At 62.9% G+C, this 26443-nt stretch carries 29 protein-coding genes; 11 read left to right on the top strand and 18 right to left on the bottom strand.

Annotation, left to right across the window (positions count from 1 at the left end; all coding sequences use genetic code 11):
* The first annotated feature begins 24 nt into the window (after positions 1 to 24).
* Entirely contained in the window at positions 25 to 2679 is a 2655-nt protein-coding gene (locus QD408_RS17030) for a TIGR02302 family protein (protein WP_414140106.1), read from the top strand.
* A gap of 35 nt (positions 2680 to 2714) precedes the next feature.
* On the opposite strand, the gene QD408_RS17025 is transcribed toward QD408_RS17030, so the two are convergent.
* The 3 genes from QD408_RS17025 to QD408_RS17015 form a co-directional block, all read right to left on the bottom strand.
* Positions 2715 to 3074 (bottom strand): response regulator, encoded by a 360-nt coding sequence (locus QD408_RS17025; RefSeq protein WP_018495840.1) that lies wholly within the window; start codon positions 3072 to 3074, stop codon positions 2715 to 2717.
* Positions 3075 to 3191: 117 nt separating this feature from the next.
* Entirely contained in the window at positions 3192 to 3734 is a 543-nt protein-coding gene (gene hpt / locus QD408_RS17020) for a hypoxanthine phosphoribosyltransferase (protein ID WP_088682879.1), read from the bottom strand.
* 134 nt (positions 3735 to 3868) lie between these two features.
* Positions 3869 to 4513: a hypothetical protein gene (locus tag QD408_RS17015; RefSeq protein WP_414140105.1), complete on the bottom strand. Its 645-nt coding sequence runs from the start codon at positions 4511 to 4513 to the stop codon at positions 3869 to 3871.
* Positions 4514 to 4719: 206 nt separating this feature from the next.
* On the opposite strand from QD408_RS17015, the gene ftsE reads away from it, so the two are divergent.
* The 4 genes from ftsE (at position 4720) to QD408_RS16995 (ending at position 8052) form a co-directional block, all read left to right on the top strand.
* Entirely contained in the window at positions 4720 to 5379 is a 660-nt protein-coding gene (gene ftsE, locus QD408_RS17010) for a cell division ATP-binding protein FtsE (protein WP_008527718.1), read from the top strand.
* Positions 5372 to 6385, top strand: a complete 1014-nt coding sequence (locus tag QD408_RS17005; RefSeq protein WP_088682880.1) for a cell division protein FtsX — start codon at positions 5372 to 5374, stop codon at positions 6383 to 6385. Before ftsE ends, QD408_RS17005 begins: the two co-directional genes overlap by 8 nt.
* Positions 6386 to 6452: 67 nt before the next feature.
* On the top strand, positions 6453 to 7166 hold the full coding sequence (locus QD408_RS17000; RefSeq protein WP_414140104.1) for a YdcF family protein: 714 nt from the start codon (positions 6453 to 6455) through the stop codon (positions 7164 to 7166).
* Between the two features lie 88 nt (positions 7167 to 7254).
* A complete protein-coding gene (locus tag QD408_RS16995) occupies positions 7255 to 8052 on the top strand; it encodes a lysophospholipid acyltransferase family protein (RefSeq protein ID WP_088682882.1) in 798 nt (265 codons plus the stop codon).
* Positions 8053 to 8156: 104 nt separating this feature from the next.
* Here QD408_RS16995 and QD408_RS16990 read toward each other — a convergent pair whose 3' ends face one another.
* Positions 8157 to 8687, bottom strand: coding sequence for a gamma-glutamylcyclotransferase (locus QD408_RS16990; protein ID WP_414140103.1), 531 nt, complete (start codon positions 8685 to 8687; stop codon positions 8157 to 8159).
* 49 nt (positions 8688 to 8736) lie between these two features.
* Between QD408_RS16990 and QD408_RS16985 the strand changes: the two genes are divergently transcribed.
* Entirely contained in the window at positions 8737 to 9753 is a 1017-nt protein-coding gene (locus QD408_RS16985; RefSeq protein WP_414140102.1) for a DUF2125 domain-containing protein, read from the top strand.
* Here QD408_RS16985 and QD408_RS16980 read toward each other — a convergent pair.
* From QD408_RS16980 to QD408_RS16965, 4 genes are all read right to left on the bottom strand, one after another.
* Positions 9750 to 10169 carry a GNAT family N-acetyltransferase gene (locus QD408_RS16980; protein ID WP_414140101.1) on the bottom strand — a complete coding sequence of 140 codons (420 nt, stop codon included), beginning with the start codon at positions 10167 to 10169 and terminating at the stop codon, positions 9750 to 9752. The two genes, QD408_RS16985 and QD408_RS16980, sit on opposite strands and share 4 nt — an antisense overlap.
* Positions 10170 to 10178: 9 nt before the next feature.
* The gene (locus QD408_RS16975; RefSeq protein ID WP_414140100.1) at positions 10179 to 11105 is read right to left on the bottom strand and encodes a prephenate/arogenate dehydrogenase family protein; all 927 of its coding nucleotides are present in this window, start codon (positions 11103 to 11105) and stop codon (positions 10179 to 10181) included.
* Complete coding sequence (hisC, locus tag QD408_RS16970; protein WP_414140099.1) at positions 11102 to 12199, bottom strand: histidinol-phosphate transaminase; 1098 nt, start codon at positions 12197 to 12199, stop codon at positions 11102 to 11104. Before hisC ends, QD408_RS16975 begins: the two co-directional genes overlap by 4 nt.
* 92 nt (positions 12200 to 12291) lie before the next feature.
* A complete protein-coding gene (locus tag QD408_RS16965; RefSeq protein ID WP_088682887.1) occupies positions 12292 to 13068 on the bottom strand; it encodes a class I SAM-dependent methyltransferase in 777 nt (258 codons plus the stop codon).
* Positions 13069 to 13121: 53 nt separating this feature from the next.
* Between QD408_RS16965 and gloB the strand changes: the two genes are divergently transcribed.
* Positions 13122 to 13892, top strand: coding sequence for a hydroxyacylglutathione hydrolase (gene gloB, locus QD408_RS16960; protein WP_414140098.1), 771 nt, complete (start codon positions 13122 to 13124; stop codon positions 13890 to 13892).
* Entirely contained in the window at positions 13892 to 14314 is a 423-nt protein-coding gene (locus tag QD408_RS16955) for a cupin domain-containing protein (protein WP_414140097.1), read from the top strand. The genes gloB and QD408_RS16955 overlap by 1 nt, the downstream gene beginning before the upstream one ends.
* A gap of 2 nt (positions 14315 to 14316) precedes the next feature.
* Here the strand turns inward: QD408_RS16955 and QD408_RS16950 are convergent, their stop codons facing one another.
* Both QD408_RS16950 and QD408_RS16945 read right to left on the bottom strand, forming a co-directional pair.
* Positions 14317 to 15207 carry a DMT family transporter gene (locus QD408_RS16950; protein ID WP_414140096.1) on the bottom strand — a complete coding sequence of 297 codons (891 nt, stop codon included), beginning with the start codon at positions 15205 to 15207 and terminating at the stop codon, positions 14317 to 14319.
* Positions 15208 to 15237: 30 nt separating this feature from the next.
* Positions 15238 to 16017 (bottom strand): DUF3108 domain-containing protein, encoded by a 780-nt coding sequence (locus QD408_RS16945; protein WP_414140095.1) that lies wholly within the window; start codon positions 16015 to 16017, stop codon positions 15238 to 15240.
* 240 nt (positions 16018 to 16257) lie between these two features.
* Between QD408_RS16945 and rpmB the strand changes: the two genes are divergently transcribed.
* Both rpmB and QD408_RS16935 read left to right on the top strand, forming a co-directional pair.
* Positions 16258 to 16554 carry a 50S ribosomal protein L28 gene (gene rpmB / locus QD408_RS16940; protein WP_008527777.1) on the top strand — a complete coding sequence of 99 codons (297 nt, stop codon included), beginning with the start codon at positions 16258 to 16260 and terminating at the stop codon, positions 16552 to 16554.
* Between the two features lie 112 nt (positions 16555 to 16666).
* The gene (locus tag QD408_RS16935) at positions 16667 to 17302 is read left to right on the top strand and encodes a VUT family protein (RefSeq protein ID WP_088682891.1); all 636 of its coding nucleotides are present in this window, start codon (positions 16667 to 16669) and stop codon (positions 17300 to 17302) included.
* A 9-nt stretch (positions 17303 to 17311) separates the two neighbouring features.
* On the opposite strand, the gene QD408_RS16930 is transcribed toward QD408_RS16935, so the two are convergent.
* The 5 genes from QD408_RS16930 to QD408_RS16910 all read right to left on the bottom strand — a co-directional run bounded on the left by QD408_RS16930 (position 17312) and on the right by QD408_RS16910 (position 22839).
* Positions 17312 to 17878 carry an adenylate kinase gene (locus QD408_RS16930; protein WP_414140094.1) on the bottom strand — a complete coding sequence of 189 codons (567 nt, stop codon included), beginning with the start codon at positions 17876 to 17878 and terminating at the stop codon, positions 17312 to 17314.
* A gap of 81 nt (positions 17879 to 17959) precedes the next feature.
* A complete protein-coding gene (locus tag QD408_RS16925) occupies positions 17960 to 18982 on the bottom strand; it encodes an esterase-like activity of phytase family protein (RefSeq protein ID WP_414140093.1) in 1023 nt (340 codons plus the stop codon).
* A gap of 23 nt (positions 18983 to 19005) precedes the next feature.
* A complete protein-coding gene (gene cobT, locus QD408_RS16920; RefSeq protein ID WP_414140092.1) occupies positions 19006 to 20907 on the bottom strand; it encodes a cobaltochelatase subunit CobT in 1902 nt (633 codons plus the stop codon).
* A 13-nt stretch (positions 20908 to 20920) separates the two neighbouring features.
* Positions 20921 to 21913, bottom strand: a complete 993-nt coding sequence (gene cobS / locus QD408_RS16915) for a cobaltochelatase subunit CobS (protein ID WP_088682895.1) — start codon at positions 21911 to 21913, stop codon at positions 20921 to 20923.
* Between the two features lie 308 nt (positions 21914 to 22221).
* Complete coding sequence (locus tag QD408_RS16910) at positions 22222 to 22839, bottom strand: J domain-containing protein (RefSeq protein ID WP_088682896.1); 618 nt, start codon at positions 22837 to 22839, stop codon at positions 22222 to 22224.
* A gap of 102 nt (positions 22840 to 22941) precedes the next feature.
* On the opposite strand from QD408_RS16910, the gene QD408_RS16905 reads away from it, so the two are divergent.
* Positions 22942 to 23226, top strand: a complete 285-nt coding sequence (locus QD408_RS16905; protein ID WP_190237457.1) for a BolA family protein — start codon at positions 22942 to 22944, stop codon at positions 23224 to 23226.
* 48 nt (positions 23227 to 23274) lie between these two features.
* Here the strand turns inward: QD408_RS16905 and QD408_RS16900 are convergent, their stop codons facing one another.
* From QD408_RS16900 to QD408_RS16890, 3 genes are read right to left on the bottom strand one after another with little or no spacing between them, the layout of a single operon-like run.
* A complete protein-coding gene (locus QD408_RS16900; RefSeq protein WP_414140091.1) occupies positions 23275 to 24585 on the bottom strand; it encodes an HlyC/CorC family transporter in 1311 nt (436 codons plus the stop codon).
* On the bottom strand, positions 24585 to 25715 hold the full coding sequence (aroB, locus tag QD408_RS16895; RefSeq protein ID WP_414140090.1) for a 3-dehydroquinate synthase: 1131 nt from the start codon (positions 25713 to 25715) through the stop codon (positions 24585 to 24587). Before aroB ends, QD408_RS16900 begins: the two co-directional genes overlap by 1 nt.
* Positions 25712 to 26302 carry a shikimate kinase gene (locus tag QD408_RS16890; RefSeq protein ID WP_088682899.1) on the bottom strand — a complete coding sequence of 197 codons (591 nt, stop codon included), beginning with the start codon at positions 26300 to 26302 and terminating at the stop codon, positions 25712 to 25714. The genes aroB and QD408_RS16890 overlap by 4 nt, the downstream gene beginning before the upstream one ends.
* Between the last annotated feature and the right edge of the window lie 141 nt (positions 26303 to 26443).

Below are 26443 nucleotides of genomic sequence, written 5' to 3'. Positions count from 1 at the left end.
CGCCAGATCGCGGAGACCGGACCGATGACAAGCCCCTCGAGGCAGAAGAAAGGTGCATTTGCGCTCCGCCCCTCGCTTGCCCGGCTGGTAACGACGAAACGCCTGCTGGCGCGCATCGTGCTCTTTTTCGAGCAGTTGCTGCCGCCGCTGATGCCTGTTTTCTCCGTCGTTGCTTTCTATCTCTCCGCCTCCTGGTTCGGCATCTTCCGCAGCGTGCCGGACTGGCTTCGCATCCTGCTGCTGATCGCCTTCGCCGCCGCCTTCCTCGTCTCGCTCGTCCCCTTCCGCCATCTGCGCTGGCCGAAAACCGCCGAAGCCGACCGTATGCTGGAAGAGCGCAACGGCCTGCCGCACCAGCCGGTTACCGTCCAGGAAGACGACCCGGCCTTCGATACGCCCTTTGCCCGCGCGCTCTGGCGCGAGCACCAGGCGCGCATGGCCGAGAAGATCGCGGCGCTCGATGCCGGCATGCCGAGGCCTGACATCGCCGCCCATGACCGCTTCGCTCTTCGCGCCATTCCCGCGCTGCTGCTCGTCACCGCTTTCGGCTACTCCCTGTCGATCAACGGCGGCTCGCTTGGTGATGCGTTGCAGTCAGCTCCCGAGCAGGTGACGGTCGATCCGGCGGTGCGCATCGATGCCTGGGTGACGCCGCCCCCCTATACCGGCCGTGCGCCCGTCTATCTCACCGCTGACGGCAGCGAGCAGGCACCGATCGGCATTCCGCAATTTTCAGGCCTCACCGTGCGCGTCAGCGGCGGAAAGACGGCCGAAAAAGTGGTCTTCCGCAAGGCGAACGGCGAGGCGCAGGATATATCAGTGCAGGCGGACACGAAACCGCAGCAGGCGGCAGCGCCGACAGGCGAGCAGCCGGCGGCGGGCGCACCTGCCAATAATGCCCTCGTCGCGCAGACGCATGTGATGAAGCTCGAGGAAAACGGCGCACTCGAAGTCAACGGCCGCCGCTGGAGCTTCGAGGTACTGCCCGATAAGGCGCCTGAGATCGCCTTTGACGGCATGCCGAAGCCGAGCGTCAACGGCGCGCTGGAAATCGGTTTCACCGTCAAGGACGACTACGGCGTCCAGGAAGCCCATGCGGAGATCGTTCCTCTGGAAAACGATCCAGCGGCGACGCCGCTCTATCCCCTGCCGGAATACCGCCTGGATATTCCGCGCCGCAACGCCCGCGATGCCAAGGGCGTGACCAGCCGGAACCTGACCGAACATCCGCTTGCCGGCAAGCGCGTGCGCATCACCCTCGTCGCCAAGGATGCCGCCGGCCAGACCGGCCGCAGCCCGCCTTATGAAATGATATTGCCCTCGCGGCCCTTCAACGAGCCGCTTGCCGCAGCCGTCGCCGAGGAACGGCAGGTTTTCGCGCTCGATACACGCAAGATGCCGCAGGCAATCGCGCTGAACGAGGCGCTGACCATCCGTCCCGAGGAGACGATCCCCAAGCTCACCAACTACCTGCTGCTGGAATCGGCCTTGGTGCGCATGAAGCTCGCAAAGGGCGAGGACGCGCTGAAGGATACGGCCCAGTATCTCTGGGAGATTGCGCTTGGCATGGAGGACGGCGATCTTTCGCTCGCCGAGCGCAAGCTGCGTGAAGCCCAGCAGAAGCTTGCCGACGCGTTGAACCGCAACGCGCCCGACGCGGAGATCAAGAAGCTGATGGACGAACTGCGCAAGGCGATGCAGGAGTACCTGACCGAGCTCGCCCAGCGCATGCAGAGCGCGCCGATGATGCAGCCGAACCAGAATGCGCAGAACATCCTGCGCCAGCAGGATTTGGAACGGATGATGGACCAGATCGAAAATCTCGCCCGCTCCGGCAATCGCGACGCGGCCCAGCAGATGCTCTCGGAATTGCAGCGTATGATGAACAACCTGCAGGCGGGCCGCCCGCAGCGGGGTCAGCAGGGCCAGGAGAACAGCGAAGCCCGCAAGCAGATCGACAAGCTCGGCGAGATCCTGCGCGACCAGCAGAAGCTGATGGAAGAGACCTTCCGCCTCGATCAGCAGCTCAAGGACCGCATGCAGCGCGGCGAATCCGATATGGGCGAAAACGATCCGCTGCTCGACGAGATGACGCCGGGAGAGAACGGCGAGCCGCAGGACCAGCAGCAAGGGCAGCAGGGCCAGGGCGAGCAACCCTCCGACCAGATGACGGCCGAGCAGCTCAGGGAAGCGCTGAAGCAGTTGCGCGCCCAGCAGGATGCGCTCGGCAAGCAGCTCGGCGAATTGCAGAAGAAACTCGGCGAAATGGGCATGAAGCCCGGCCCGGGCTTCGGCCAGGCCCAGCGTGAGATGGACGGCGCCGGCCGCGAGCTCGGCCAGGGCCGCGGCGACACGGCCGTCGAGAACCAGGGCCGCGCGCTGGAAGCCCTTCGCCAGGGCGCCCGCGACATGATGAACCAGATGATGCAGGCGCAACGCGGCCAGCAGGGACAGGGCCCGGGCGGGCAGGTGGGCCAAGGCGACCAGACCGGTCGCGACCCGCTCGGCCGGCTGCGGCGGACCACGGGGCCTCTCGAAGACGACGGCGTCAAGGTGCCCGATGAAATCGACGTTCAGCGCGCGCGCGAAATCCTCGATGCGATCCGCGAGAAGCTCGGCAACAATCCGCCGCAGGAAATGGAACGGCGGTATCTCGAACGGCTCCTGGACATCCAGTAGGCCTCGTACCGCCGTGCAGTGGTGAGAGCGTTGCTTTAAGCGACGAGCGCGCGGGCGACAGCCTTGCGTATATCGGGAAGCGCGAATGGCTTAGCGACGACGTCGATGATTTTTTCTGCCAGATCGTCGGCCCGCTCGCGTTGTTCGGCATAGCCGGTCATCAGCAGGATCTTCAGGCTCGGGAAAGCGTCTTTTGCCTGATGGGCGAGCTCGATGCCGTCCATCACGGGCATGCGGATATCCGAAAGCAGGAGATCGTAAACCCCGTCCTTCAGCTTCTCCAGCCCCTCGGCGCCGTCGGCCGCTTCATCGGTCTCATGACCGTCGAGCCGCAAGGCCCGGGCTACGAAAGACCGCAGGGAGTCCTCGTCTTCCGTAATCAGAATTCTTGCCATATGTGCATTGCTCCGTCTTCAGCCCCGCGACGGAAATCACCAGACTTTCCTTTTCGATCGGTAAAGATGACGAAGCGATGGACGGGATGGTTAACAACCCGTCTTGATCACCAATGGTCAGGCGTCGCCCGTAACGACGCCGACGAAGGGCAGTTCGCGGAAGGCATAAGCGACATCCATGCCGTAGCCGACGACGAAATAGTCCGGGCATTCGAAGCCGACATAGTCGGCCTCCAGCTTTTCCTTGCGCTTGACCCGCTTGTCGAGCAGCACGGCGATCGTGACGTTGCGTGCGCCGCGCTCGAAGAGCAGTTCCTTGGCAAAAAGCAGCGTCCGGCCGGATTCGAGGATATCGTCGATCAGGAGGACGTCGCGGCCATGCACGTCGCTGTCGATATCCTTGACGATGCGCACGCCCTGCGAAACCGTGCCGATACCATAGCTCGACAGCGTGATGAACTCGACCTCCGGGGCAAGCCCGGTGTCATGCAGGGCGCGGATCAGGTCGGCGGCGAAGATGAAGGAGCCCTTCAGCACGGCGATGACGAGCAGGTCCTTGGTCGGACCGTTGGCGATCTCCCGCGCCATCGAATGATTGCGCTCGGCGATCTGCTCGGCGGTGAAGAGCGGCTCGATGTTTTTTCCGCGCACGACAGGCATAGGGGCTTGCTCCATGAAAAAGAAGGGTAAGCCGTTAGCACATATGCGGGCCTGAAACAGCCTCGCCGGGCATGAAATTAACGCGATTGATGCAGCCTGTGGCCCGAAAGCCGGCCATCACTCGGCCCGATGCGCTAGGGCAGGAAGGACAGCCGGACCTCCGGCATCTTTCCGCCGGCATGCTGGACGCGGGCCGAGAAGCCTCGGCTTTGGCCGGCATAGACGACGTCGGCGGGCGGATCGATGACGATGCTTGCCGTCAGCCGTTCGTCGGTCACGAGATCGGCGCGGATCGGATGCACCGTCTGCGTGGTGCCGCTTTCGTTTTCAATGATGCCGTTGATGACGAGCACGCGCATGCCGTTCGCATCCCGCGGCGTCACGGTCACATGGGTGAAATGCAGCGGCGCTCCTGATGAGGCGCCCTCGGCGGAAAGGCCGGAAAAGCCGCCCGTGAGGCCGAAGACGAGCACGGCGAGCGCCAGCACCAGTATCGCGAAGCTGCGCAGCGAAGCGCGCTGCAGCCAGGATTCCGCCGTCCGCAGAGCGGAAGCAGCGATCGCCAACGGGAGCGGCGGGGGTGCGGCGGCCATGCGCCTGCGGTTGTCGTTATGGATCCTGGCGCTGAATTCCTTCGGCCAGGCTTTGCCCACCGTCACGAATTCGGCGTCGGAAATATCGGCAGGACGTGCCGAGCGATACTGGCGGCGTGCGGGCTCCGGCGGCAGGAAATCATAGGCCTGGCCCGGTGTCCGGCGGCTGAAGGAGGATGCTTCCATGGTGGCTGCCTCGCAGATGTCCACATGGTTTCGATGCCGCAAGCAATCTTGGCATTGAAACGAATCCTTCTCAGTCGTAAATTTTAATGGTTAATGCTTCGCAAAGATTGCCATCAAACGGGCGTCTTTCCGGCAAAATTTACCGGCTGTTAACGGTGTTGGTTAACAAGTCATGCGGTGAAACCAAGAACAGACTGAGCTGCCCGTTGATCCACTTCGAGAATGTCGGTTTGCGCTATGGCATGGGCCCGGAAATCCTCCGGGACCTGACCTTCGACATTCCGAAGAAATCCTTTCAGTTCCTCACAGGCCCGTCGGGCGCCGGTAAGACCTCGCTTCTGCGGCTGCTTTTCATGTCGCTGCAGCCGACACGCGGCCTGATCCGCATGTTCGGGCGCGATATTTCCGAAATCCCCCGTCCCGAATTGCCGCTGCTGCGCCGCCGCGTCGGCATCGTCTTCCAGGATTTCCGCCTGCTCGACCATCTCACCACCTATGAAAATGTCGCCCTGCCCTTACGCGTGCGCGGCAAGGAGGAAAGCTCCTACAAGACCGACGTCCTGGAACTGTTGAAATGGGTCGGCCTCGGCGAACGCATCAACGTGCTGCCGCCCGTCCTTTCCGGCGGCGAGAAGCAGCGCGCCGCCATCGCCCGCGCCCTGATGGACCGGCCGGAAGTCCTGTTGGCCGACGAACCCACCGGCAATGTCGATCCGCCGATGGCGAGACGCCTGCTCAATCTTTTCCTCGAGCTGAACCGGCTCGGCACCGCCGTGGTGATCGCCACCCACGACCTGGCGCTGATGGAGCAGGTGGAAGCCCGCCGCATGATCCTTTCGGGGGGGCACCTCGATATCTATGACTGAGCCCCCGTCCAGAAACAAGGAAACGGCGCCAGCCAAGGCTGAGCCAAAGCGGCCGGAAATGCGGGTGCGGCCGACCGCGCCGATCCTGCCGCCCTCCAACATCCAGGGCAATGCCCTGATGGTGGTCATATCGATCATGGCCTTTCTCGCCTGCCTGACGCTCGGCGGCGTCAGCATGGTGCGCTCGACGGCGGCAAGCTGGGAGAGCCAGATTTCCCGCGAGATCACCATCCAGATCAAGCCGGACGACAATCTGGACATGGAAAAGGCGCTGACGCAGGCGCGCGATCTGGCGCTGACCTTCGTCGGCACCAAGAGCGGCCAGATCGTCGACGAGGCGGCAACCGCCCGCCTGCTCGAACCCTGGCTCGGCCCCGGCCTCGATCTCAAGGATCTGCCCGTGCCCCGCCTTGTCGTCATCACCATCGACGAGAGCAATCCGCCGGATTTCGATGGAATGCGGGCGATGCTCAAGGACAGCATCCCCCAGGCCAGCCTCGACGACCACCGCACCTGGGTCGACCGGCTGGTGTCCATGGCGCACACGACGGTGCTGATCGGCACCGGCATCCTGCTGCTGGTCTTCTCGGCCATGGTGCTGACCGTCGTCTTCGCCACGCGCGGCGCGCTGTCGGGCAACCGCCACATCGTCGAAGTTCTGCATTTCGTCGGCGCCGAAAGCTCCTTCGTCGCCACCGAATTCCAGAAGCATTTCCTGAAGATCAGCCTCAAGGGCTCGGCGATCGGCAGCGCGCTTGCCGCTCTCTTCTTCGCCACCGCCGGCTTCTGGCAGAGCCGCACGCTGGCAACCCCGGAAACGGATCAGGCGACGGCACTTTTCGGCACCTTCTCCGTCGGCGTGCTCGGTTATGCCGGCATCTTCGCGACGATGATCGTCATCGCGCTGCTGACCACCTTCACCGCGCGGCTGACCGTCATGCGGACGATCTACGAAATCGATACATTGCGTTCGGACCCGACGCGCACCGACGGCATCGCAAGTTGATCCCAACCATGCCGTTTTGTCATGAAAGCGTCTGTTCTGCGCCGCAATCAGCGTATAATCACGATTCATGACCATGGGCCAGACGACACGCAACCCGATTCGGCAGGACCCGGAGCTTCATCGCCCGGCGGGTCTGCCGCCGCGGCGCGGCCCGATCCGCCGCCTGCTGCGCTGGGGCGGCTTTGCCTGCGTGCTGGCGATCGCCCTGGTCTTCGGCGGCTTCCTGCGTTTTGCCGATTCGGTGACGACGCTGAAGCCGCCGGTCGAGCCGAAGGCGGACGCGATCGTCGTGCTGACCGGCGGCTACCAGCGTATCGACCAGGCCGTGGAACTGCTGCAGAAGGGCGCCGGCAAGCGGCTTCTGATCTCAGGCGTCCACCCGACGACGACACCGGCGCAGATCCGCAGGATGACGCAAGGGTCGGCCGATCTCTTCTCCTGCTGCGTCGATATCGGCCACGACGCCATAGACACGATCGGCAACGCCGAGGAGGCCTCCAACTGGATCCACGCCAAGGGATACAGGAGCGTCCTCGTCGTCACCAACAATTACCACATGCCGCGAAGCCTCGCCGAGCTCTCCTATGTCGATCCCGACATCGAATTCATCCCCTATCCCGTCGTCAACTCGGACCTGAAGACCCGCAACTGGTTCACCGATCCGAATGCGATGCGCGTCATGCTCGCCGAATATGTGAAAGTGCTGCTGGCCGGCGCCCGCAACATCACAGGCTTCGGCCGCCACACCGGGCTGCGCTCGGCAAGCGTCGCCTCGGACTGACGCATTTACATCAAGCTATCATCAAACGCTTTTTATGACGGGCAATATCGTGTAGGCCGGTCGCGTGAGCATGCCTCGGGAAAATTTCATGATCGCCCTGCGTTCCATTCTCTTCAACACGGTCTTCTACGCCAACCTCATCATCCGGATGATCGTGCTCTCGCCCTATTATTTCGTGGCGCCGCGCCTGACCGCCTATGCGATCCCGAAGAACTGGGCGCGTTCCAACCACTGGCTGATGCGGGTCATCGTCGGCACGACCTTCGAGATCGAGGGTCTGGAGAACCTGCCGGACGGCAGTTACATCCTGGCGCCGAAGCACCAGTCCTTCTGGGACACCTATGCGCTGCTGCCCTGGCTGAAAGACCCGGTCTACATCCTGAAGCGAGAGCTGATGTGGATTCCGCTGTTCGGCTGGTATGCCAAGAAGCAGCGGGTGATCCCGGTCAATCGCGGCGCCCGCGGCAAGGTGATGGTGGAAGTGCTGAAGCGCACCAGGGAAGAGCTTTCGACCGGCCGCCAGCTCATCATCTATCCCGAAGGCACGCGCCGTCCGCCAGGCGCCGAGCCGGTCTATAAATACGGCATCGCCCGCATGTATCGGGACCTCAACATTCCCGTCGTGCCGATCGTCATGCATCCCGGCCTCTTCTGGCCGCGGCGGAGCATCCTTCGTTATCCCGGCCACTTCAAGGTGAAGATTTTGCCGCCGATCATGCCGGGGATGGATCCGGACGCTTTCTTCGCCCATCTGGTCGAGGTGACGGAAGGGGCAAGCGACGAACTCCTCATCGATACCGTCGAACGCAATCCGCATCTGCCCTTGCCGCCGACGGCAGTCGAAAGGTTGGCCGAGCTGCGCAAGGTGAAGGCGGCAACGGCGTGACTAGAGCATGTCGCGCAAAAGTGTGCAGCGTTTTTGCGATAACGACATGCGTAAAAACAAAGACCTAAAGCGCGAGGAGCGAATCTGAAAGATCGCGACGCGCTTTAGGCGGCGCGCAGCCGCTCCACTTCGTCGACGACCTGCTCCAGCCAATGGTCCCGGATGCCCATCTGCTTCAGATGGGCGAGCGTGTTGAAGACATAAGCATCGTTCGGGCCGGATTGCCCCTTGGCCTCGTTCACCACCCGCGCCGCCGCAAGCGCGTCGAGCGTACCGGCATATTGCTCGTGGTCGCGATCGGCAATGTAGGTAATCGCCTCCATCCTGCGGCCGCCGGCAAACTGCAATCGCACCCGGCGCTCCAGATAGACGTTGGTGACGAGTTCGCGGGCGCGGAGGTAATCGATCACCTCATCCCATTTTTCCGGGGAAATACGAAAAGCCATGCCGCGGCAGGCTCCACCCCTGTCGAGGCCGAGAACCAGGCCCGGATTGTCGCGCGTGCCGCGATGGACGAAGGAGCGAACGCACAGCGAACGCCTGTAACCATGCACCAGGGCCTCTGCCCGCTCCAGAAATTCGAAGCCCGGATTCCACATCAGCGAGCCGTAGCCAAACACCCAAAATTCGTCCATATCGCACGCCAGACCGGAATCACTTTGCGATTCACCATTGGAGAACATCATGGCAGCGTCAAGCCGATCCGGCAGCGGCCAATCAGGCAGTAGCAAGAAATTCTGGTTGCTGGGCGGAGGCATCCTCCTGGTGATCGCGCTTTATACCGGCGGCTGGTTCTATGCGGCGTCGGCGCTGAAGACCACGGTGCTGCAGGCGATCGCGCCAGGCAATCCGGCGGGCGTCAGCGGCGAATGCGCCGATATCGAATTCCGCGGCTATCCCTTCCGCATCGGCCTGTTCTGCTCGAAGGTCGATGTCGACGACAATGTCAACGGCGTCTCCGCCACCTTCGGCGCGCTGCGTTCGGCCGCACAGGTCTATGCGCCCGGCCATATCGTCTGGGAGCTCGATTCGCCGGCCGAAATCCGCACCACCAACGGCCTCTCGATCTCGGCTCAATGGGCGAACCTGCAAGCGAGCCTCACAACCAGGCTGAAAGGCATCGATCACAGCTCGACGGTCATCGAGGGCCTGAAGGCGACGGCGGTCTCCTCCTTCACCGGCCAAACCGTCAGCTTCGATGCGGCCCGCACCGAAATTCACCTGCGCCAGAACGGCGCCGATCTCGACGGCGCGATCTCGGTGCAGGATGCGAACACGGCAATCAAGGACTGGCCGCAGATCTTCCCGAAACTGTCCGCCAGCATCGATCTGACTGTCGCTGGCAAGGCCGGCCTCATCGACGGCAGCGATCCGAACGGCCTCAATGGTTCTGCCGGCGAACTGCGCCGCATCGTTGCCGATATCGGTGACGGCAAGGTGATGACGCTGACCGGCCCCTTCTCCTTCGACGAGCAGGGTCTCCTCTCCGGGAAATTCAAGCTGGAGATCGAACAGCTCGGCCCCTGGGGCGACAGCCTGAAGCAGGCCTTCCCCGATATCGCCTCGACCGTCAACACGGCGACGAAGCTCTTGAAATCGCTTGCCGGCGGCAAGGACAAAGTCTCGGTCGATCTCGTCGTCGATCGCGGCAACGCCACCGTCAGCGGCTTCATCCCGCTCGGCAAGATTCCGCCGATCTAACCGATCCGCTTGATGAAGAACACTTCTGGCACGGATTGCAGGCCAGGCAGATCGATCGCACCGGTTTCGGTAAATCCGTTGCGGCGATGCCAGTCCTGCGGCCGGCTCTCATCGCATTCGCTCGACGTCATCAGCAGCCGGGCGCCCTCGCCGCGCATGGCTGTTTCCCAGGCGAGAAACAGCGCGGTGCCGACACCCGACCGCCTGTGGCCGGGCAGAACGCGGATCATTTCCATATAGGGAACCCTGCCCCAGAAGCGGGAGAAGCGCAGGAAACCGACGATCTCGCCGGCCTCCCTGGCAACGAGATATTCGCCAAGCGCCACGCACCGCGAGACCCACGCCTTGCCGGCACTGGCATCCTCGCGAGCCAGCCAGTCGATATCCGCCTGACTTGCGCTCGCCACCTCCACCATCGCCAGAGGCTACTTCTTCTCTAGCGCGTGGGGACGGCCGAAATCGGGTGCGTCCACATCCTGGCCGGCCTGGATGATCGAACGGCGGATGGCGCGTGTGCGGGTGAAGAGTTCGAAAATCTTGTCGCCCTCGCCCCAGCGGATCGCGCGCTGCAGATAAGCGAGATCCTCCGAGAAGCGCGCCAGCATTTCTAGGATCGCATCGCGGTTGTGCAGGCAGACGTCGCGCCACATCGTCGGATCGGAAGCGGCAAGACGGGTGAAATCGCGAAAGCCGGAGGCCGAATATTTGATGACCTCGGACTCCGTCACCGTCTCCAGATCGTCGGCGGTGCCGACGATGTTGTAGGCGATGATATGCGGCAGATGCGAGACGATCGCGAGCACCTTGTCGTGGTGTTCCGCATCCATCTCGTCGACCTTCGAACCCAGCGCCTCCCAAAACCCACGCAGGCGCTTCAGCGCCGTTTCATCGGTGCCGACAACCGGCGTAAAGATGCACCAGCGGCCTTCGAAAAGGCCGGGGAAACCGGCATCCGGGCCGGATTTTTCCGTGCCGGCCAGCGGATGGCCGGGGATGAAATGCACGCTGTCGGGCATATGCGGCTGCATCTGCGCGATGACGGACGCTTTGGTGGAGCCGACATCGGTAACGATAGCGCCAGGCTTCAGGCTGCCGGCGATTTCCTTCGCCACGCTTTCCGAAGCGCCGACCGGCACCGAGACGATAATGAGATCGGCATCCCTAACGGCATCCGCCGAAGACGTCGTGTAGCGGTCGCCGAGGCCGAGTTCTTCCGCACGCTTCAGCGTATCGGCGCTGCGTGTCGCGACCACGATCTCTTTCGTAAGCCCGAGCCGCCTGATGTCGTGGGCGAGCGAGGAACCGATCAGGCCGATGCCGATCAGCGCGATGCGATCGAACAGCACGCTCATGCCTGCCGTCCCATGAATTCGCGCAGCGTGGCAATGACGCCGTGATTGGCGTCTTCGGGACCGATGCTCATGCGCAGCGCATTGGAAAAGCCGTAGCTGCGCACGGCGCGCAGGATGTAGCCCCGGCTCGTCAGGAGCTCGTCGGCATCGGCGGCGCGCTTGCCGTCGATGTCAGGGAAATGGATGAGGACGAAATTGGCGACGGAGGGCGTCACTTTCAGCCCGATCGCTTCGAGAGCCTCCGTGAGCGTCTCCACCCACATCTGGTTGAAGGAGACGGCCTGCTGGACGAAAGCCTGGTCGCGGATGGCCGCGGCACCGGCGGCAATCGCCGCCGCGTTCAGGTTGAACGGAGCGCGGACACGGTTCACGGCGTCGACGATCTCCGCGGGCGCATACATCCAGCCGACGCGCAGCGCCGCAAGACCGTAGGCCTTCGAAAAGGTGCGGGTCATCACCACGTTGGAATTGGAAGACACGACCTCGATGCCGGCTTCGTAATCGTTGCGGCGCACATATTCGGCGTAAGCCGCATCGAGCACGAGGACGACGTGTTTCGGCAGGCTGGCCTGCAGGCGGCGGATCTCGCTGACGGGAACGTAGGTGCCTGTGGGATTGCCGGGATTGGCGATGAAGACGATCTTCGTCCTTTCCGTCACCGCGGCAAGGATCGCGTCGACGTCGACGGTATAGTCCTTCTCCTTGACGACGACGGGCGTGGCGCCCGTGCCCAAAATCTGGATCTTGTAGACGAGGAAGCCGTGCTCGGTGATGATGCCTTCGTCGCCGGCGCCGAGATAGACATGGCAGAGCAGGCCGAGCAGTTCGTCGGAACCGTTGCCGCAGAGGATGTTTGCCGGATTGAGGCCATGCACGGCGGCAATCGCCTCGCGCAGTTCGATCGCCTGCCCGTCGGGATAACGCCCCAGATTGTCCGCGGCCGCCTTGAAGGCCTCGATCGCCTTCGGGCTGGCGCCGAGCGGCGTTTCGTTGGAGGAAAGCTTGTAGACGCGGGCGACACCCGGCGCATGTTCCTTGCCCGGCACATAGGCTGCGATATCGAGAATACCGGGACGCGGAACGGGCTTGCTCATCTCAACGCTCATGGGTCGACCTTGGATTTTCCGGAAAATGACCAAGTGGCATTAAAGCGGAATGCGGTTCTTGTCGAGAGCCGGGAGCGGTGTCACCGGTTGCGCGTCGTCGGTACGCCGTGAGGTGCCAGAACCGGCACGAAGACGCGGCGGGAGGCGCGCGCGGCGACCGGCAGGCCCTGATAGAGCCGCTTCTGCGCCTCGACGATGATGACGCCCGAGAAGGCCGGCCACAGCGTCCGGCCGATCCGCTCGAAGGCGCGGCGAAGACGCAGGATGGTTCGGAGCTTGGAGGGCGGGAAGAACAGCGCCTCGGCCGTCGCCCCCGGCGTGAAATTCGTCTCCCGCAGCAGATGCGTCAGCTGGCCGCGCGAATAGGGCCGGCCCGAACCGAAGGGCGTGTGCTCCATGCGGGCCCACACACCGCGCCGGTTCGGCACGACGATAACGAGCCGTCCGCCCGGCGCCAGCACCCGCCAGAGCTCTTTCAGCGTCTCGCGCGGGCTTTCGGCAAATTCCAGCGAATGCACCATCAGCACGCGGTCGATGGACGAATCCGGCAGCGGCAATTCCTCGTCGAAAACAAGCGTCGTCGAGGAAAGCGAGCCCATCGGCCAGTTCACTGCGCCCTGCCCGGCCGGCATGAAGGCGAAGGTGCGCTCGGTATCGGCCTGAAAGCGGTCGAGGAAGGGCACGGCATAACCAAGGCCGACGAGACGCTCCTGCGGCAGCCGCACCCAGAGCGAGGATAGCGCCATGGCGATCGATTGCTCGGCGAGACGCCCGAGATCGGAATGGTAGAACTGACGTAGGTCGACGATATCGGCGTGCATTGCGATAAATGTTATCAGCGGGCGGTTGGACTTCAAGGCCGGACCCTCTACATTCCCGCAAGACTCGCATGACAAAGGATTATTTGACGATGAAACCTTTGGAATTAGACGTTTTTCTCTGCCGCACCGACAATTTCGGCGTTCTCGTGCATGACGTGGAGACGGGCTTTACCGCGGCGATCGACGCGCCGGAGGAAGCGCCGATCCTGGAAGCGGCGACACGCCGCGGCTGGAAGATCACCCATATCTTCACCACCCATCACCACACCGATCATGTCGCCGCCAACCTGGCGCTGAAGCAGCAGTTCGGCTGCGAGATCATCGGCCCGATCAACGAGGCGGTCGCCATTCCCGGCCTCGACCGCACGATGGCCGATGGCGACAGGTTCCTCTTCGGCGACCATACGGTCAACGTCATCGAAACACCCGGTCATACCGCCGGCCACATCTGCTATCACTTCGCCGACGACAAGCTGCTCTTTGCCGCCGACACGCTGTTTGCGCTCGGCTGCGGCCGCCTGTTCGAACGCCCGGCCGCCGACATGTGGCATTCCCTGCAGAAGCTCGCCGTGCTGCCGGATGAGACCGCCGTCTATTTCGGCCACGAATATACGCTCTCCAACGCCCGCTTCGCGCTGACGGTCGATCCCGGCAATGAGCGCCTGAAGAACCGTGCCGCCGAGATCGAAGCCCTGCGGGCGGAAGGCAAATTCACCATTCCGACGACGCTGGGGCTGGAAAAGGAAACCAATCCGTTCCTGCGTGCCGCCGATCCGGCGATCCGCCGCAATCTGGTCATGGAAGGCAAGACCAACGAGGAGGTCTTTGCCGAGATCCGCAAGCGCAAGGATAATTTCTGATGTCTCCCGAGGAGATCATCCGCGAACTCGGCATGGAGCCGCATCCGGAAGGCGGCTGGTACGTGCAGACTTTCCGCGACACCTCGGGAGGCGCGCGTGGCCATTCGACGGCAATCTATTACCTGCTGACGCGGCGACAGCGCTCCCACTGGCACCGCGTCCATGACGCCGCCGAGGTCTGGCACTATTATGCCGGCGCGCCGCTTTCGCTGCACCGTTCGGAAGACGGAACGACGAGTGAAACGCTGACGCTCGGAACCGATCTTTCCGCCGGCGAGCGGCCGCAGGCGATCATTCCCGCCAATTGGTGGCAATCGGCCGAAAGCCGCGGCGATTTCACCCTGGTCGGCTGCACCGTCGCGCCCGGCTTCGAATTTTCGAGCTTCGAAATGGCGCCGCCCGGCTGGAAGCCCGGCGGCTGAAGCTACTCCGCCGCGACGGTCGACACCGCAGTCTTGCGGCGGAACATCTCCTGAGCCGCCAGCACCGCCCCGCCGGTGACGAGCAGGCAGGCCAGTGCGATCCGCCAGCTCGGCTCGGCAAATCCGAACAGCGTCAGGATGAGCGTCGAAAGCAGCGGCGCGGCATAACTTGCGGCGCCGAGGATCTGGATATCGCCGTTCTTGACGCCGTAATCCCAGGCATAGAAGGCGGCCCCGACCGGCAGAAGCCCGAGCCCGATGACGGCGATCCATTCGAAGCCCGTTGTCGGCCAGACCGTCGCCTCGAGGCCGAGATGGCAGAACAGCGACAGGATCGAGGTTGCAAGGCAGAAGCCGGTGACGACATCCGTAGAGACGGCCTCGAAACGCCGCGTCAGCAGCGAATAGCCGGACCATGTGAAGGCGCAGAGCAAGGCGGCGCCATAACCGATGGCATAAGCGCCGTCGAAGTCGATGCCGTTGCGGCCGACAATGAGGAAAGTGCCGCAAAGCCCGGCAAGCGCGCCCGCCACATGATACCAGCGCAGCCGCTCTCCCGGCAGAAGCGCCGAGCCGACGACGATCAGGAGCGGCCAGAGATAGGCGATCAGCCCCGCCTCCACAGCCGGCGCGTTCCTGAGTGCGGTGAAATAGAGGAAATGATAGCCGAAGAGCCCTGCGATGCCTGTCACCCAGACCCTGGCCGGCTGCTTCAGCAGCACGAACCGCGCGGGATTGCGGACGAGCACGACGAGGCCGGGAATGCTGCCGATCGCAAAGCAGATGGCCGAAAGCTGGAATGGCGGCATCTTGCCGGACGCCGCCGTCAAGAGCGCCAGGAACGACCACATCAGAATGGCCGTAAAACCGATCGCCGTCGCCCGAAGCTTCATCTGTCCCCCTTCACGGAGGCGAAAGCTCCGTCAGCTGACGCTGCCGTATTTGACGGCGGTGATCGTCACCATTCCATATTCTGTGGGAATGCGCACATAGACGGGAGCATATACATTTGCCGCCTGCGACTTGGCAAACCAGATTTCCATCCGGTCGCTCTTGCTGAGATAGTCGATATCCTTGCGGCCCTTCTTGTAGCCTGAGCGCGGCACGAATCGCACACCGCAGACGAGCGCCTTGCCCTTGAAGCCGTCCGTCGAGAAATCCTCGTCGCCCTTCGGCGAGAGCACCAGATCCATGCGCGTCTCGCCGTCGAAGATCGGCAGCGTCTGCGAACAGACCTTGGTATCCCCGGTGAAAACGAGGCCGGAGATCGGATCGAGCACCGAGCGCATGTCGCGCGGCGTGACGTCGATCCAGTTCTTCGGCCGCTTCGGCGTCGGGGTCGTGGTCGCCGATATGATGTCGCCGTTGCGGTAGCTGACCTCGTAGACGCGGGCCTTCTTGCCGGTCTTATAGTAGAGCGAATACTTCACCGCCTGCAGCCGGTCGTTGCGGACGACGCCGGTGACGCTGGTCTTTGCCGAGATGGTCTTGATGAGATCGGCAAGGCCGGCGGATTTGATATCGCCCGCGATCTTGTAGCTGTGATCGTCCTCGATCTGCGTCAGGAACGCGGCGCGCGCGATCGGCAGGCCGGCGAGCGTCACCCGATATACCGTCTGATGCTGGACCTCGGCCGCCGATGCCGGTATGGCAAGGAGTGCGGCGATGACCGAAATGAAAATGCGTCTGCCCGAATGAGCCATGAGTGAAGCCTTGTCTTGCCCTGCGCCGGCAGCCTTGCTGAGCGCTCTATACTCCTGCCATGAAGGGAAGAAAACAGCAGCTTTTTGACAGAATTGCGGGAAAGGCCAAGGTTTGGCTTGACGCGCGCGGCCTGTCTGACTATAGAACCGCAACTTTCCAATCATGCCTGTTGGATTGCGAGCCCGGTTTTGCCGGGGATGGCAATTCGATGGCCCGAGAAAAACAAGAATAGGTGTTCCATGTCCCGCGTGTGCGAATTGACCGGCAAGGCCGTCCTGACTGGTAACAATGTCAGCCATGCCAACAACAAGACCAAGCGCCGGTTCCTGCCGAACCTGTGCCAGGTAACGCTGATCTCCGACGCCCTCAACCAGCGTTATCGTCTTCGTGTTTCGGCTGCGGCTCTTCGCTCCGTCGAACATCGTGGCGGCCTCGATGCGTTCCTGATCAAGGCAAGCGAAAACGAACTGTCGATGCGCGCACGCCTGCTGCGCCGCCAGATCGTCAAGAAGACCGCCGAAGCCGCTGCTGCGTAAGCTTCTGCCCTTCTTCAATACGGCTTCGAAAGGCTTGCACGGATGATCTCCGTCAGGCCTTTTGCTTTGCCGGCCTGTCTCTCCAACTGGTGGCATCACCCAGGATAAAAAAATGCTGAAGACCCGCTATACTATTGCCTATGTCGCTCTGATGACGCTTGTCGTCGTCGCCTCCAACTTCCTCGTCCAGTTTCCGCTGAACGCCGAAGTCGCCGGCATCAATCTCGCCGACATCCTGACCTGGGGCGCCTTCTCCTATCCGGTCGCCTTCCTGATCACCGATCTGACCAATCGCCAGTTCGGCCCGCAGGCAGCCCGCAAGGTCGTCTTTGCCGGCTTCGTCGTCGGTGTGACGCTGTCCTTCTTCACCTCCGTGCCGCGCATCGCCATCGCCTCCGGATCGGCCTATCTCGCCGGCCAGCTGCTCGATATCGCCGTCTTCAACCGCCTTCGCCGCCAGGCCTGGTGGCGCGCGCCGCTCGTCGGCTCGCTGATTGGCTCGGCGCTCGATACGGTGATGTTCTTCTCGCTTTCCTTTGCCGCGTTCTTCGTCTTCCTCGGCCCGAACGAGCCTTTCGCGCTGGAAGCCGCTCCCGTCCTCGGCGTCTTCGCCACCGAGGCGCCTCGCTGGATTTCCTGGGCGCTCGGCGATTTCGCCGTCAAGATGATCGTCGGCCTCGTCATGCTGCTGCCCTATGGCGCGCTGATGAACGTGCTGCGGCCGATGCAGGCCGCGCGCGCCAGCTGAGCAACAAGATCACCGACGCCGCCGGACAGCACCGGCGGCGATCGCAGGATGCAGAAGCACCTCTGCCGTCAGATCGTCGATCTCTCGCGATGAATCGAGCAGCAAGACCGGCGCCGTCTGCGTTTCCAGCCATTGTCCATGGGCCGCAAGACTGCGCCGTTCAGGACCCGCAGTATCGTAGCTTGCCGCCCATTCCATGAACTCTCCGCTTTTGACTTCCATGTCGCCGCCAGGACCGATCCTCTCTCCATATCGGGCGATCTCCCGCGCACGGATACGCGCCATCCGAAGTTCCCGCTCGATTCTCAGGAACACGATCAGGTCATAGAACGGCTCGATCTGCCTCCCCCATTTCAGCGCGGAGCCGGAGAGGACCCAGCCGTCATGCCGCGCCGCCGCCTCAAGGAGCATGCGGATGCGCTCATCGGCGTCCCTCGGCGTCGTGAACGGCGGATCGGTCGGCATCCAGAAGAAATCGTCGGTGTCGAGATGGGCGATATCGAGCTTCTCGGCAAGCGCAAGGCCGAGCGATGTCGTGCCGGAACCGGACGCGCCCATGACATGGATATGCACCATGATTTCCCTCCGATAGCGGCTACGGGACGAAGGCTCAGATCGGCCGACTGCGGTTCAATCCGATAGCCAAAGCTTGTGACATCAGTCTGACGCAGCCTGCTTCACACTGTCGGAAAGTCGGAATTCCAGCATCAGATTGCGCTGCAGGATCGAATGGTTGTCGTCCGATATCAGGATGAGATGGGTCGTGCCGTCGGCGGCCTGGAAAGTGTCGAGCCCTTCCATATTGTCGATCTGCGAGTTGAAATCGCCTTCGAGCAGCAATTCGCCGTCGACGACGGCGCCGGGCCGGATATCGGCGCCCTTGATGCGCCGAAGGCGCATGCCGATGCCTTCGGCCATATTGAAACGCCGCTCCAGCAGCAGCAGGTCGCCGTTCGGCAGGAAGGCGCCGTCGGTGACATCGAAGCTGCCATCCCGCGCGACCGCGAACTGCCCTTTCAGCGGCCCGCTCAGAATGGCAGCCAACCGGTTGCCGTCGCTGTCGAGACCACGTTCCGAGACGATGACCACGCCGCCCTTGAGCGGGCTCGATGCCGGCGCGACAGCGATGGTTTCGATACCGCGGTTGTAGCTCAGCATCTTGCGCGGGATGAGGATCGGCAAAGTGGCGATCGCACGCGATTGGGCAAAGCCGGGATCGGGATAGACGTCGACGCGATGTTCCTGCTCGAAGGAGACCAGGATCCGGTCGCCGTCGAGCGCCAGGCCCTCCGCGTCCATATAGCCCTTGCCCTCGAGGCTGCGTCCGGCGCTGTTCTTCATCGGCGTGATCTCGACATTGGAAAGGCCTGAAAGCCTGCCCTTGACGTCGCGCTCGATGCTGCCGGTCAACCACTGGCCGGTATCGAGCACCACGACGAAATGTTTTTGATCCTGCCGGAAGCGGATGGAGGAGAGCGAGCCGAACAGCGCTCTGCTGGAGACCATCTCCAGCCCGCCGAGAAATTCCAGCGAGCCGAATTGCATCTGCGAAGAGCCGATCCTGAAATCGGATATTTGCCGGCTAATGACCGACACGTCGTCGCCGGCCCATGACGGGCAGGTGCCGGCGGCGATGCAGAGAAGGATCGACGCCACACGGCGGAGGCGCTTGCCTATCATCCCCGACGGTTCCCTGATTGGCGTCAGCCGGCGCGACGGAGCCGGCCGCCGCGTGGCTGGGTGGATTGATCTTCGAACAGAGAGGCAAGCTGCTCGGTCATCGCGCCGGCAAGCTCGTCGGCATCGACGATCGTCACGGCGCGGCGATAGTAGCGCGTCACGTCATGACCGATGCCGATCGCCAGCAGTTCCACGGGCGAACGCGTCTCGATCTGCTCGATGACGGCGCGCAGATGCCGCTCGAGATAGTTGCCCGGGTTGACCGACAGCGTCGAATCGTCCACCGGCGCCCCGTCCGAGATCATCATCAGGATGCGGCGCTGCTCGCGGCGTGCGAGCAGGCGATTATGGGCCCAGATCAGCGCCTCGCCGTCGATATTCTCCTTGAGCAAGCCCTCGCGCATCATCAACCCGAGATTGGCGCGTGCCCGCCGCCACGGTGCGTCGGCGGATTTGTAGATGATGTGGCGCAGGTCGTTGAGGCGGCCCGGCGTCTGCGGCTTGCCGCCGGCAAGCCAGGTTTCGCGCGCCTGCCCGCCCTTCCAGGCCTTCGTCGTGAAGCCGAGGATCTCGACCTTGACGCCGCAACGCTCCAGCGTACGGGCGAGGATGTCGGCGCAGGTGGCGGCAACCGTGATCGGCCGGCCGCGCATCGAGCCGGAATTGTCGATCAGCAGAGTGACGACGGTATCGCGGAACTGCGTGTCGCGCTCCATCTTGAAGGAAAGCGCCTGCATCGGGTCGATGATGATGCGCTGCAGCCGGGCCGGATCGAGATAGCCCTCTTCCAGGTCGAAATCCCAGGAACGGTTCTGCTGCGCCATCAGGCGGCGCTGCAGCCGGTTGGCGAGGCGCCCGACGGCGCCCTGCAGATGCGCCAGCTGCTTGTCGAGGAAGGCGCGCAGGCGCTCCAGCTCGGCGGCATCGCAAAGTTCCTCGGCGGTGATGATCTCGTCGAACTCTTCGGTATAGACGTGATAATCGACCTTCTCGTTGAAATCGGAAAAAGGCGTGTTCGGACGGCGGGTCTCGCCCGGCGTTTCCGAATCGTCCTCGCCCTCTTCCATCATGTCGTCGTCGGAGATCTCGGCGCCTTCGGTCTCGCCGTCCTCCATCTGCTCGTCGGAGACTTCGCTGTCCTCGACGGGGGCGGCATCGGTGCCGGCATCCTCGTCGACCTCGTCCTGGTCCTGCTCGTCGCCGCTCGGCTGGTCTTCCTGCTCCGACTGGTCGTCATTGTCGGCTTCGCTCTCGTCGTCGCCGTACTCCTCGGCCATCTCCATAGCCGACAGCATGTTGCGGACGAGCTTGGCGAAGGCCTGCTGGTCGTTGATCGCTCCCGACAGGGTATCGAGCTCGGCCCCCGCCTTGTCCTCGATGAAGCCGCGCCAGAGGTCGAGCACCTTGCCGGCGGAGGCAGGCGGGCGCTGACCGGTCAGCTTCTCGCGCACCATCATCGCCACGGCCTCGCCGATCGGCGCATCTTCCTGGCGCTCGATGCCGGTGAAATTCGCCTTGGAATATTTCTCTTCCGTCATGGAGCGCAGGTTCGCCGCCACGCCCTCCATGCGCAGTGTGCCGATCGATTCGACACGCGCCTGCTCGACCGCATCGAAGATCACGCGGGCGTCCGAGCCCTGCGGCGCCATCGTCGCATGCACCTTCTCATCGTGGCAGGCGAGGCGCAGCGCCATGGAATCGCCGAGCCCGCGAGTGACCGCCAGCTCATGCGCCGTCGGCCGCTTGGAAAGCTCCGGCAGCCGGATGCGTTCGCCGGTCATGCCAGGCCGTTCGTTGGCGAAGGTTACCTCGACATCGCCGTCGCCGGCGATCGAGCGTACGCAGCCCGATATCGCCCGGCGCAACGGCTCGACGTCGACGGGCGCACCGGGCTTTGCTTTCGAATTGTCACCGCGAGCTGCCATGATCGGTCGGGCCTCAGGCTCCGAGAACGATGTTGGCGGCACTTTCCTTCAGCTCGACGCCGAAGGCGCGCTGATAATGCTCGGCGACCAGCGGGCGCTCCAGCTCGTCGCACTTGTTGAGGAAGGTGACGCGGAAGGCGAAGGCGAGATCGCCGAAGATCTCGGCGTTTTCGGCCCAGGTGATAACCGTGCGCGGGCTCATGACGGTCGAGAGGTCCCCGTTCATGAAGGCGGCGCGCGTCAGGTCGGCAACCCTCACCATCTTCGAAACCGTCTCGCGGCCGTTCTTGTCCTTGCCGAGGCTCTTCACCTTGGCGGCAACGATGTTCACTTCATGATCATGCGGCAGGTAGTTCAGGGTCGTCACGATCGACCAGCGGTCCATCTGCGCCTGGTTGATCTGCTGCGTGCCGTGATAGAGGCCCGTGGTGTCGCCGAGACCGATCGTGTTTGCGGTCGCAAACAGGCGGAAGGCCGGGTGCGGACGGATGACGCGGCTCTGGTCGAGCAGCGTCAGGCGGCCGGAAGATTCCAGCACGCGCTGAATGACGAACATCACGTCCGGGCGGCCGGCATCATATTCGTCGAAGACGAGCGCGACATTGTGCTGATAGGCCCAGGGCAGGATGCCGTCCTTGAATTCGGTCACCTGCAGACCGTCCTTGACGACGATCGCATCCTTGCCGACGAGATCGATACGGCTGACATGGCTATCGAGGTTGATGCGCACGCAAGGCCAGTTGAGCCGCGCCGCCACCTGTTCGATATGCGAGGATTTGCCCGTGCCGTGATAGCCGGAGATCATCACGCGGCGGTTATGCGCGAAGCCTGCGAGAATGGCGAGCGTCGTCTCGCGGTCGAACAGGTAGTCGGTGTCGAGGTCCGGCACATAGGCGTCGCCCTTGCTGTAGGCGGGAACGCGGATGTCGGAATCGATGCCGAAGGTCTCGCGGACCGAAACGGTGGTATCGGGCAGTTCTGAAATATCGAGGTCGATCTTGCTCATCATGTCTCCAAGGCGGGTGAAACCACCCGGCCATACTGTCTCAGGCCATGTCGCAACCGTGACGCCGCGATTATCTCCGCGTCCGTCCAGGTCGGAACGTCGGCGATACTTCTCCGGGACTGAGACGAAACCTCGGCGGGATGATGACCGCTTGCGAGCATTCTTGAAAGAGTCCCGGACAAGAAACGCCGCGTCCGGAAGGTCGGCGGAGGCGATGTCAGGAAAACGCGCAAATATGAGCCGCGTTTGCCTGCGGCCTCAGCCGATTTGGACCATACCCGATTGAAGCCCAAGAGCAAGGACGGGAATTAACAAAAACCGTTCTGCTTCAACAATTGATAGGCCTGGATGACGGCGCGGAAGCGTTCTTCCGAACCGCGGTCGCCGCCATTGGCGTCCGGATGGTGCTTCTTGACCAGTTCCTTGTAGCGGCTCTTGATCTCCGCCGAGGTCGCATTGGCATGCAGGCCCATCGTGTCGAAGGCCTTGCTTTCCAGCGATTTCAGCTTGCGCGCCTGAGGAAAGCGCGGCCCGCTCCCCTTGCCGCCTTCCTTGACGAAGCCGAAGGGATCGCGAACACGCGAATAGGCGCCGGAGCGCACTTCCGAATGCAGCGGGCTGTCCTTGGCCGACTTGTTGACGCCGACGGTCCATGTCGGCCGATGGCCGGTGATCGCCTCTTTCTGGTATCGGGCAATCTCTCCGTCCGAAAGGCCGGAGAAATAATTGTAGCCCTTGTTGTATTCCTTGACGTGCTCGAAGCAGAACAGGAAGAACTGGCCCTCCGCATTGCGTCCCACGGGAGCGCGATGCGAGCCTTTCTTGTCGCAGCCGTCCCATTGACAGGTAGGCGGCGCCTGCTCTGTCTCCTGCTCGCGTTTGCGGCGTGTACGGATGCGGTCGAAGTATTTTGAATCAAGTCTCATGGCGGCGCTAATTATGAGGCTGTCGCAAGGCGACAACAAGAATTGACAAATGGGAATGTTGCTGGCTTGGTGGGAACCCTTTTCGCGAAGCAGCAAGACCGGATGATGACCCTGCGGACCCGCATCGAAGAAAAACTTGTCGAAGCCTTCGCGCCCGAACGCCTGAGCGTCATCGACGAAAGCCATCTGCATGCCGGCCATCAGCCCGACATCACGGGAACCGGCGAAACCCACATGCGGGTGAGGATCGTTTCGGCAAAATTCGCCGGCATGTCGCGGCTGGCGCGCCACCGGGCGATCACCGACCTGTTGAAACCCGAGCTCGATGCCGGCCTGCATGCGCTGGCCGTCGAACCGGCGGCACCTGATGAACCGACCCGCTGGTAGCCGCACAGCAGCCTATATGGATATAGGACGCCGGCAATCCAAGTCGGATCAGGCCGGTTTCGTATCGTCATCCTGTGCGGGACGGATGCGCAGCTTGGTGATACGGTTTTTCTCCCGCTTCATCACGACGAAACGCTTGCCGTAGAAGGTGAAGGCCTGGCGTTCCTCGGGAATGGTCATGGATTCGTGGATGACGAGGCCGGCGATTGTCGTCGCCTCCTCGTCGGGCAGGTTCCAGTCGAGCGCTCGGTTGAGATCCCGGATCGGCACGCCGCCGTCGACGACGACCGAGCCGTCCGCCTCCTGGCGCACGCCCTGCATCTCGATATCGTGTTCGTCGGAAATATCGCCGACGATTTCTTCCAGAATATCCTCCAGCGTGACGATGCCCTGCACCTCGCCATATTCGTCGACGACGACGGCGAAATGCTGCTTGCGGCGCAGGAAAGCGTTGAGCTGATCTTCGAGATTGGTGCTGTCGGGCACGAACCACGGCTTCTGCGCGATCTTCACGACATCGAGGTTCTGCGGCTCCATGTTCGGCTCGGCAAGCGCCCGCAGGAGATCCTTGGCATGGACGACGCCGATGATGTTGTCGATCGTGCCGCGCCACAACGGCATGCGTGTGTACGGGCTTTCCAGGATGGCGCGCACCACTGCTTCCGGCGGATCGTCGGCATTGATCGCCCGCATCTTGGTGCGATGGACCATGATATCGGACAGTTCCAGCTGGCTGAGGTCGAGCACGCCGCCGAGCCGGTCGCGGTCGGCCTTCACCACCGATCCCTCTCGGTGCAGGAGATCGACGGCGCCGCGCAGTTCCTCATGCGCCGTCAGCATCGATACTTCCCGCGAAAGATTGATGCCGAACAGCGAAAGAATTCGCCGGACGATCGCATTGACGAAGGAGGACACCGGGCCGACGACGGCAACGAAGAGCCTGACGGGAAGTGCGACGGCAAGCGCAAAGCGCTCCGGCGTCGAGATCGCCCAGCTTTTCGGCAGCACTTCCGCGAAGATGACCAGAATGACGGTCATGGCGAGAGTCGCCAGCGCCACGCCGGAACTGCCGAACAGGCCGAGGAAGAGGCTGGTGGCGATCGAAGAGGAAAGGATGTTGGCGAGATTGTTACCGATCAGCAGCGTGCCGATCAGCCGGTCGCGCCGTTCGATCAGTTGGCGCACGAGACCGGCGCGTTCGTCACCGTTCGCTTCGAGCGTATGGATGCGGCTGCGCGATACGGCGGTCAGCGCGGTTTCCGAGCCGGAAAAGAAGGCAGACAGGAACACCAGCGCGGCGATCGAGACAATCTCCGGCCAGTATGCCGCGAGAAATTCCAGAGCGCATTCGATCGTCATCAGCCGTGTTTTTCCCTGAGAAAGCTGACGACCTCGGAGGCCGGAACGTCGTCGGCGACGAAGGACTGGCCGATGCCGCGTGTGAGGATGAAGGTGAGCTTGCCGCTCTTGACCTTCTTGTCCTGCGCGATCGCCTCCATCAGCGTTTCGGCCGGCGGCAGTTCGCCCGGAATGTCGGACATGCGGGTCGGCAGGCCGACCTCCTTCAGATGCCGCTCGACGCGGTGCGCATCGTCGGGGCTTGCGAGGTTCATCCGTGCGGAGAATTCATGCGCCAGCACCATGCCGATCGAAACGCCTTCGCCATGCACGAGGCGACGGCTGTCATAGGCGGTCGCCGCCTCCAGCGCGTGACCGAAGGTGTGGCCGAGATTGAGCAGCGCCCGCTGGCCGTTTTCGCGCTCGTCGGCGACGACGACATCGGCCTTCGCCTGGCAACTCGTGGCAATCGCCTCGATGCGCGCGGAGCCACCTGAAAAGACAGCCTTCCAGTTCGTTTCCAGCCAAGTGAAGAAGTCAGGCTTGTCGATCAGCCCGTATTTTGCGACTTCGGCGTAACCTGCCCGGAATTCCCGCGCGCTCAGCGTATTCAGCACGTCCGTATCGGCGAGAACCAGGTCCGGCTGATGGAAGACGCCGACCAGGTTCTTGCCATGGCGGGAATTGATGCCCGTCTTGCCGCCGACGGAAGAATCGACCTGCGCCAGCAGCGAGGTCGGCAGCTGCACGAAACGCACGCCGCGTCGAACGATGCCGGCCGCAAAGCCGGAGAGATCGCCGATGACGCCGCCGCCGAGCGCGATGACGCAGTCGTTGCGCTCGACGCGGGCTTCGAGCACCTTGTCGCAGACATCAATCAGATGTTCGAAGCTCTTGGTCTTCTCGCCGGCCGGCAGAACGACCGCAGCCGAGACGATGCCTGCCGCATCGAGGCTTGCGACGAGCGCTTCGAGATAGAGCGGCGCCACATGCTCGTCGGTAATAATCGCAGCCTTTCGGCCCTTGAGGCGGGAGGCGATCTCGGCGCCGGCCCGCGCGATCAGCCCCGGCCCGATCAGAATATCGTAGGCGCGCTCGCCGAGCGGCACATGCACCGTCTGGACGGCGGGGGCGGAGGTTATGGCATTCATGACGCTGTACTTTCCTTCTGGGCTTCGATCACGGCCTTCAGCACCTCGTCGGCCATGATTTCCTTGCGCACGTCGCGCGAAAGCACGGTGAGGTCTGCCTGCGCATAGATCGGATAACGCGCGTTCATCAGGTTCTCGAGCGTCTGTTTCGGATTTTCGGTCTTGAGCAGCGGCCGGGTCTCGCGCTTGTTGACCCGCTCCCAGAGCACGTCGAGATCCGCCTTCAGCCAGACGGAAAGGCCGCCCTTCTTGATGTGTCTGCGCGTCCGCTCGTTGACGAAGGCGCCGCCGCCGGTGGAGACGACGCGCGGCCCGCCCTTTAAGAGCCGCTTCATCACCCGCGTTTCCAGCGCCCGGAATTCTTCCTCGCCATAGGCCGCGAAAAGCTCGGTGATCGTCATGCGCGAAACGCGCTCGATTTCATGGTCGCTGTCGATGAAGGGAATGCCGAGCTGGCTGGCGACGATGCGCCCGACGGAGGATTTTCCGGCGCCCATCAGGCCGACGAGGATCAGATTGCGTGAACCGAGCGCAGCGCGAGCGCTGTCTTTCAGGCTGTCAGCAACGGTCAGCAGTGGTTCACTCATCGGTCCATTCACACTTTGTTTGCAAACCGTATCGACAAATGCAGGTGGAGCGTCAAGTCGCGGACAAGGGAATCATGGCTTGAAGAGCGCTTCTTGCACTTGCGAATATGCTTCTTATAACAGAAGCACAGCATGAAGGAG

The organism is Rhizobium sp. BR 249, from assembly GCF_047445895.1.
GTDB lineage: Bacteria > Pseudomonadota > Alphaproteobacteria > Rhizobiales > Rhizobiaceae > Rhizobium.
The sequence above is the reverse complement of the archived record's forward strand: the minus strand, read 5'-3'. Positions and strand labels throughout refer to the sequence as shown.

Bases quoted from the DNA above. Each gene is read 5' to 3' on its own strand.
- QD408_RS17030 (WP_414140106.1), top strand. From the start codon at position 25: ATGACAAGCCCCTCGAGGCAGAAGAAAGGTGCATTTGCGCTCCGCCCC.
- QD408_RS17025 (WP_018495840.1), bottom strand. From the start codon at position 3,074: ATGGCAAGAATTCTGATTACGGAAGACGAGGACTCCCTGCGGTCTTTC.
- hpt (WP_088682879.1), bottom strand. From the start codon at position 3,734: ATGCCTGTCGTGCGCGGAAAAAACATCGAGCCGCTCTTCACCGCCGAG.
- QD408_RS17015 (WP_414140105.1), bottom strand. From the start codon at position 4,513: ATGGAAGCATCCTCCTTCAGCCGCCGGACACCGGGCCAGGCCTATGAT.
- QD408_RS17005 (WP_088682880.1), top strand. From the start codon at position 5,372: ATGACTGAGCCCCCGTCCAGAAACAAGGAAACGGCGCCAGCCAAGGCT.
- QD408_RS17000 (WP_414140104.1), top strand. From the start codon at position 6,453: ATGACCATGGGCCAGACGACACGCAACCCGATTCGGCAGGACCCGGAG.
- QD408_RS16995 (WP_088682882.1), top strand. From the start codon at position 7,255: ATGATCGCCCTGCGTTCCATTCTCTTCAACACGGTCTTCTACGCCAAC.
- QD408_RS16990 (WP_414140103.1), bottom strand. From the start codon at position 8,687: ATGGACGAATTTTGGGTGTTTGGCTACGGCTCGCTGATGTGGAATCCG.
- QD408_RS16985 (WP_414140102.1), top strand. From the start codon at position 8,737: ATGGCAGCGTCAAGCCGATCCGGCAGCGGCCAATCAGGCAGTAGCAAG.
- QD408_RS16980 (WP_414140101.1), bottom strand. From the start codon at position 10,169: ATGGTGGAGGTGGCGAGCGCAAGTCAGGCGGATATCGACTGGCTGGCT.
- QD408_RS16975 (WP_414140100.1), bottom strand. From the start codon at position 11,105: ATGAGCGTGCTGTTCGATCGCATCGCGCTGATCGGCATCGGCCTGATC.
- hisC (WP_414140099.1), bottom strand. From the start codon at position 12,199: ATGAGCAAGCCCGTTCCGCGTCCCGGTATTCTCGATATCGCAGCCTAT.
- gloB (WP_414140098.1), top strand. From the start codon at position 13,122: ATGAAACCTTTGGAATTAGACGTTTTTCTCTGCCGCACCGACAATTTC.
- QD408_RS16955 (WP_414140097.1), top strand. From the start codon at position 13,892: ATGTCTCCCGAGGAGATCATCCGCGAACTCGGCATGGAGCCGCATCCG.
- QD408_RS16950 (WP_414140096.1), bottom strand. From the start codon at position 15,207: ATGAAGCTTCGGGCGACGGCGATCGGTTTTACGGCCATTCTGATGTGG.
- QD408_RS16945 (WP_414140095.1), bottom strand. From the start codon at position 16,017: ATGGCTCATTCGGGCAGACGCATTTTCATTTCGGTCATCGCCGCACTC.
- rpmB (WP_008527777.1), top strand. From the start codon at position 16,258: ATGTCCCGCGTGTGCGAATTGACCGGCAAGGCCGTCCTGACTGGTAAC.
- QD408_RS16935 (WP_088682891.1), top strand. From the start codon at position 16,667: ATGCTGAAGACCCGCTATACTATTGCCTATGTCGCTCTGATGACGCTT.
- QD408_RS16930 (WP_414140094.1), bottom strand. From the start codon at position 17,878: ATGGTGCATATCCATGTCATGGGCGCGTCCGGTTCCGGCACGACATCG.
- QD408_RS16925 (WP_414140093.1), bottom strand. From the start codon at position 18,982: ATGATAGGCAAGCGCCTCCGCCGTGTGGCGTCGATCCTTCTCTGCATC.
- cobT (WP_414140092.1), bottom strand. From the start codon at position 20,907: ATGGCAGCTCGCGGTGACAATTCGAAAGCAAAGCCCGGTGCGCCCGTC.
- cobS (WP_088682895.1), bottom strand. From the start codon at position 21,913: ATGAGCAAGATCGACCTCGATATTTCAGAACTGCCCGATACCACCGTT.
- QD408_RS16910 (WP_088682896.1), bottom strand. From the start codon at position 22,839: ATGAGACTTGATTCAAAATACTTCGACCGCATCCGTACACGCCGCAAA.
- QD408_RS16905 (WP_190237457.1), top strand. From the start codon at position 22,942: ATGATGACCCTGCGGACCCGCATCGAAGAAAAACTTGTCGAAGCCTTC.
- QD408_RS16900 (WP_414140091.1), bottom strand. From the start codon at position 24,585: ATGACGATCGAATGCGCTCTGGAATTTCTCGCGGCATACTGGCCGGAG.
- aroB (WP_414140090.1), bottom strand. From the start codon at position 25,715: ATGAATGCCATAACCTCCGCCCCCGCCGTCCAGACGGTGCATGTGCCG.
- QD408_RS16890 (WP_088682899.1), bottom strand. From the start codon at position 26,302: ATGAGTGAACCACTGCTGACCGTTGCTGACAGCCTGAAAGACAGCGCT.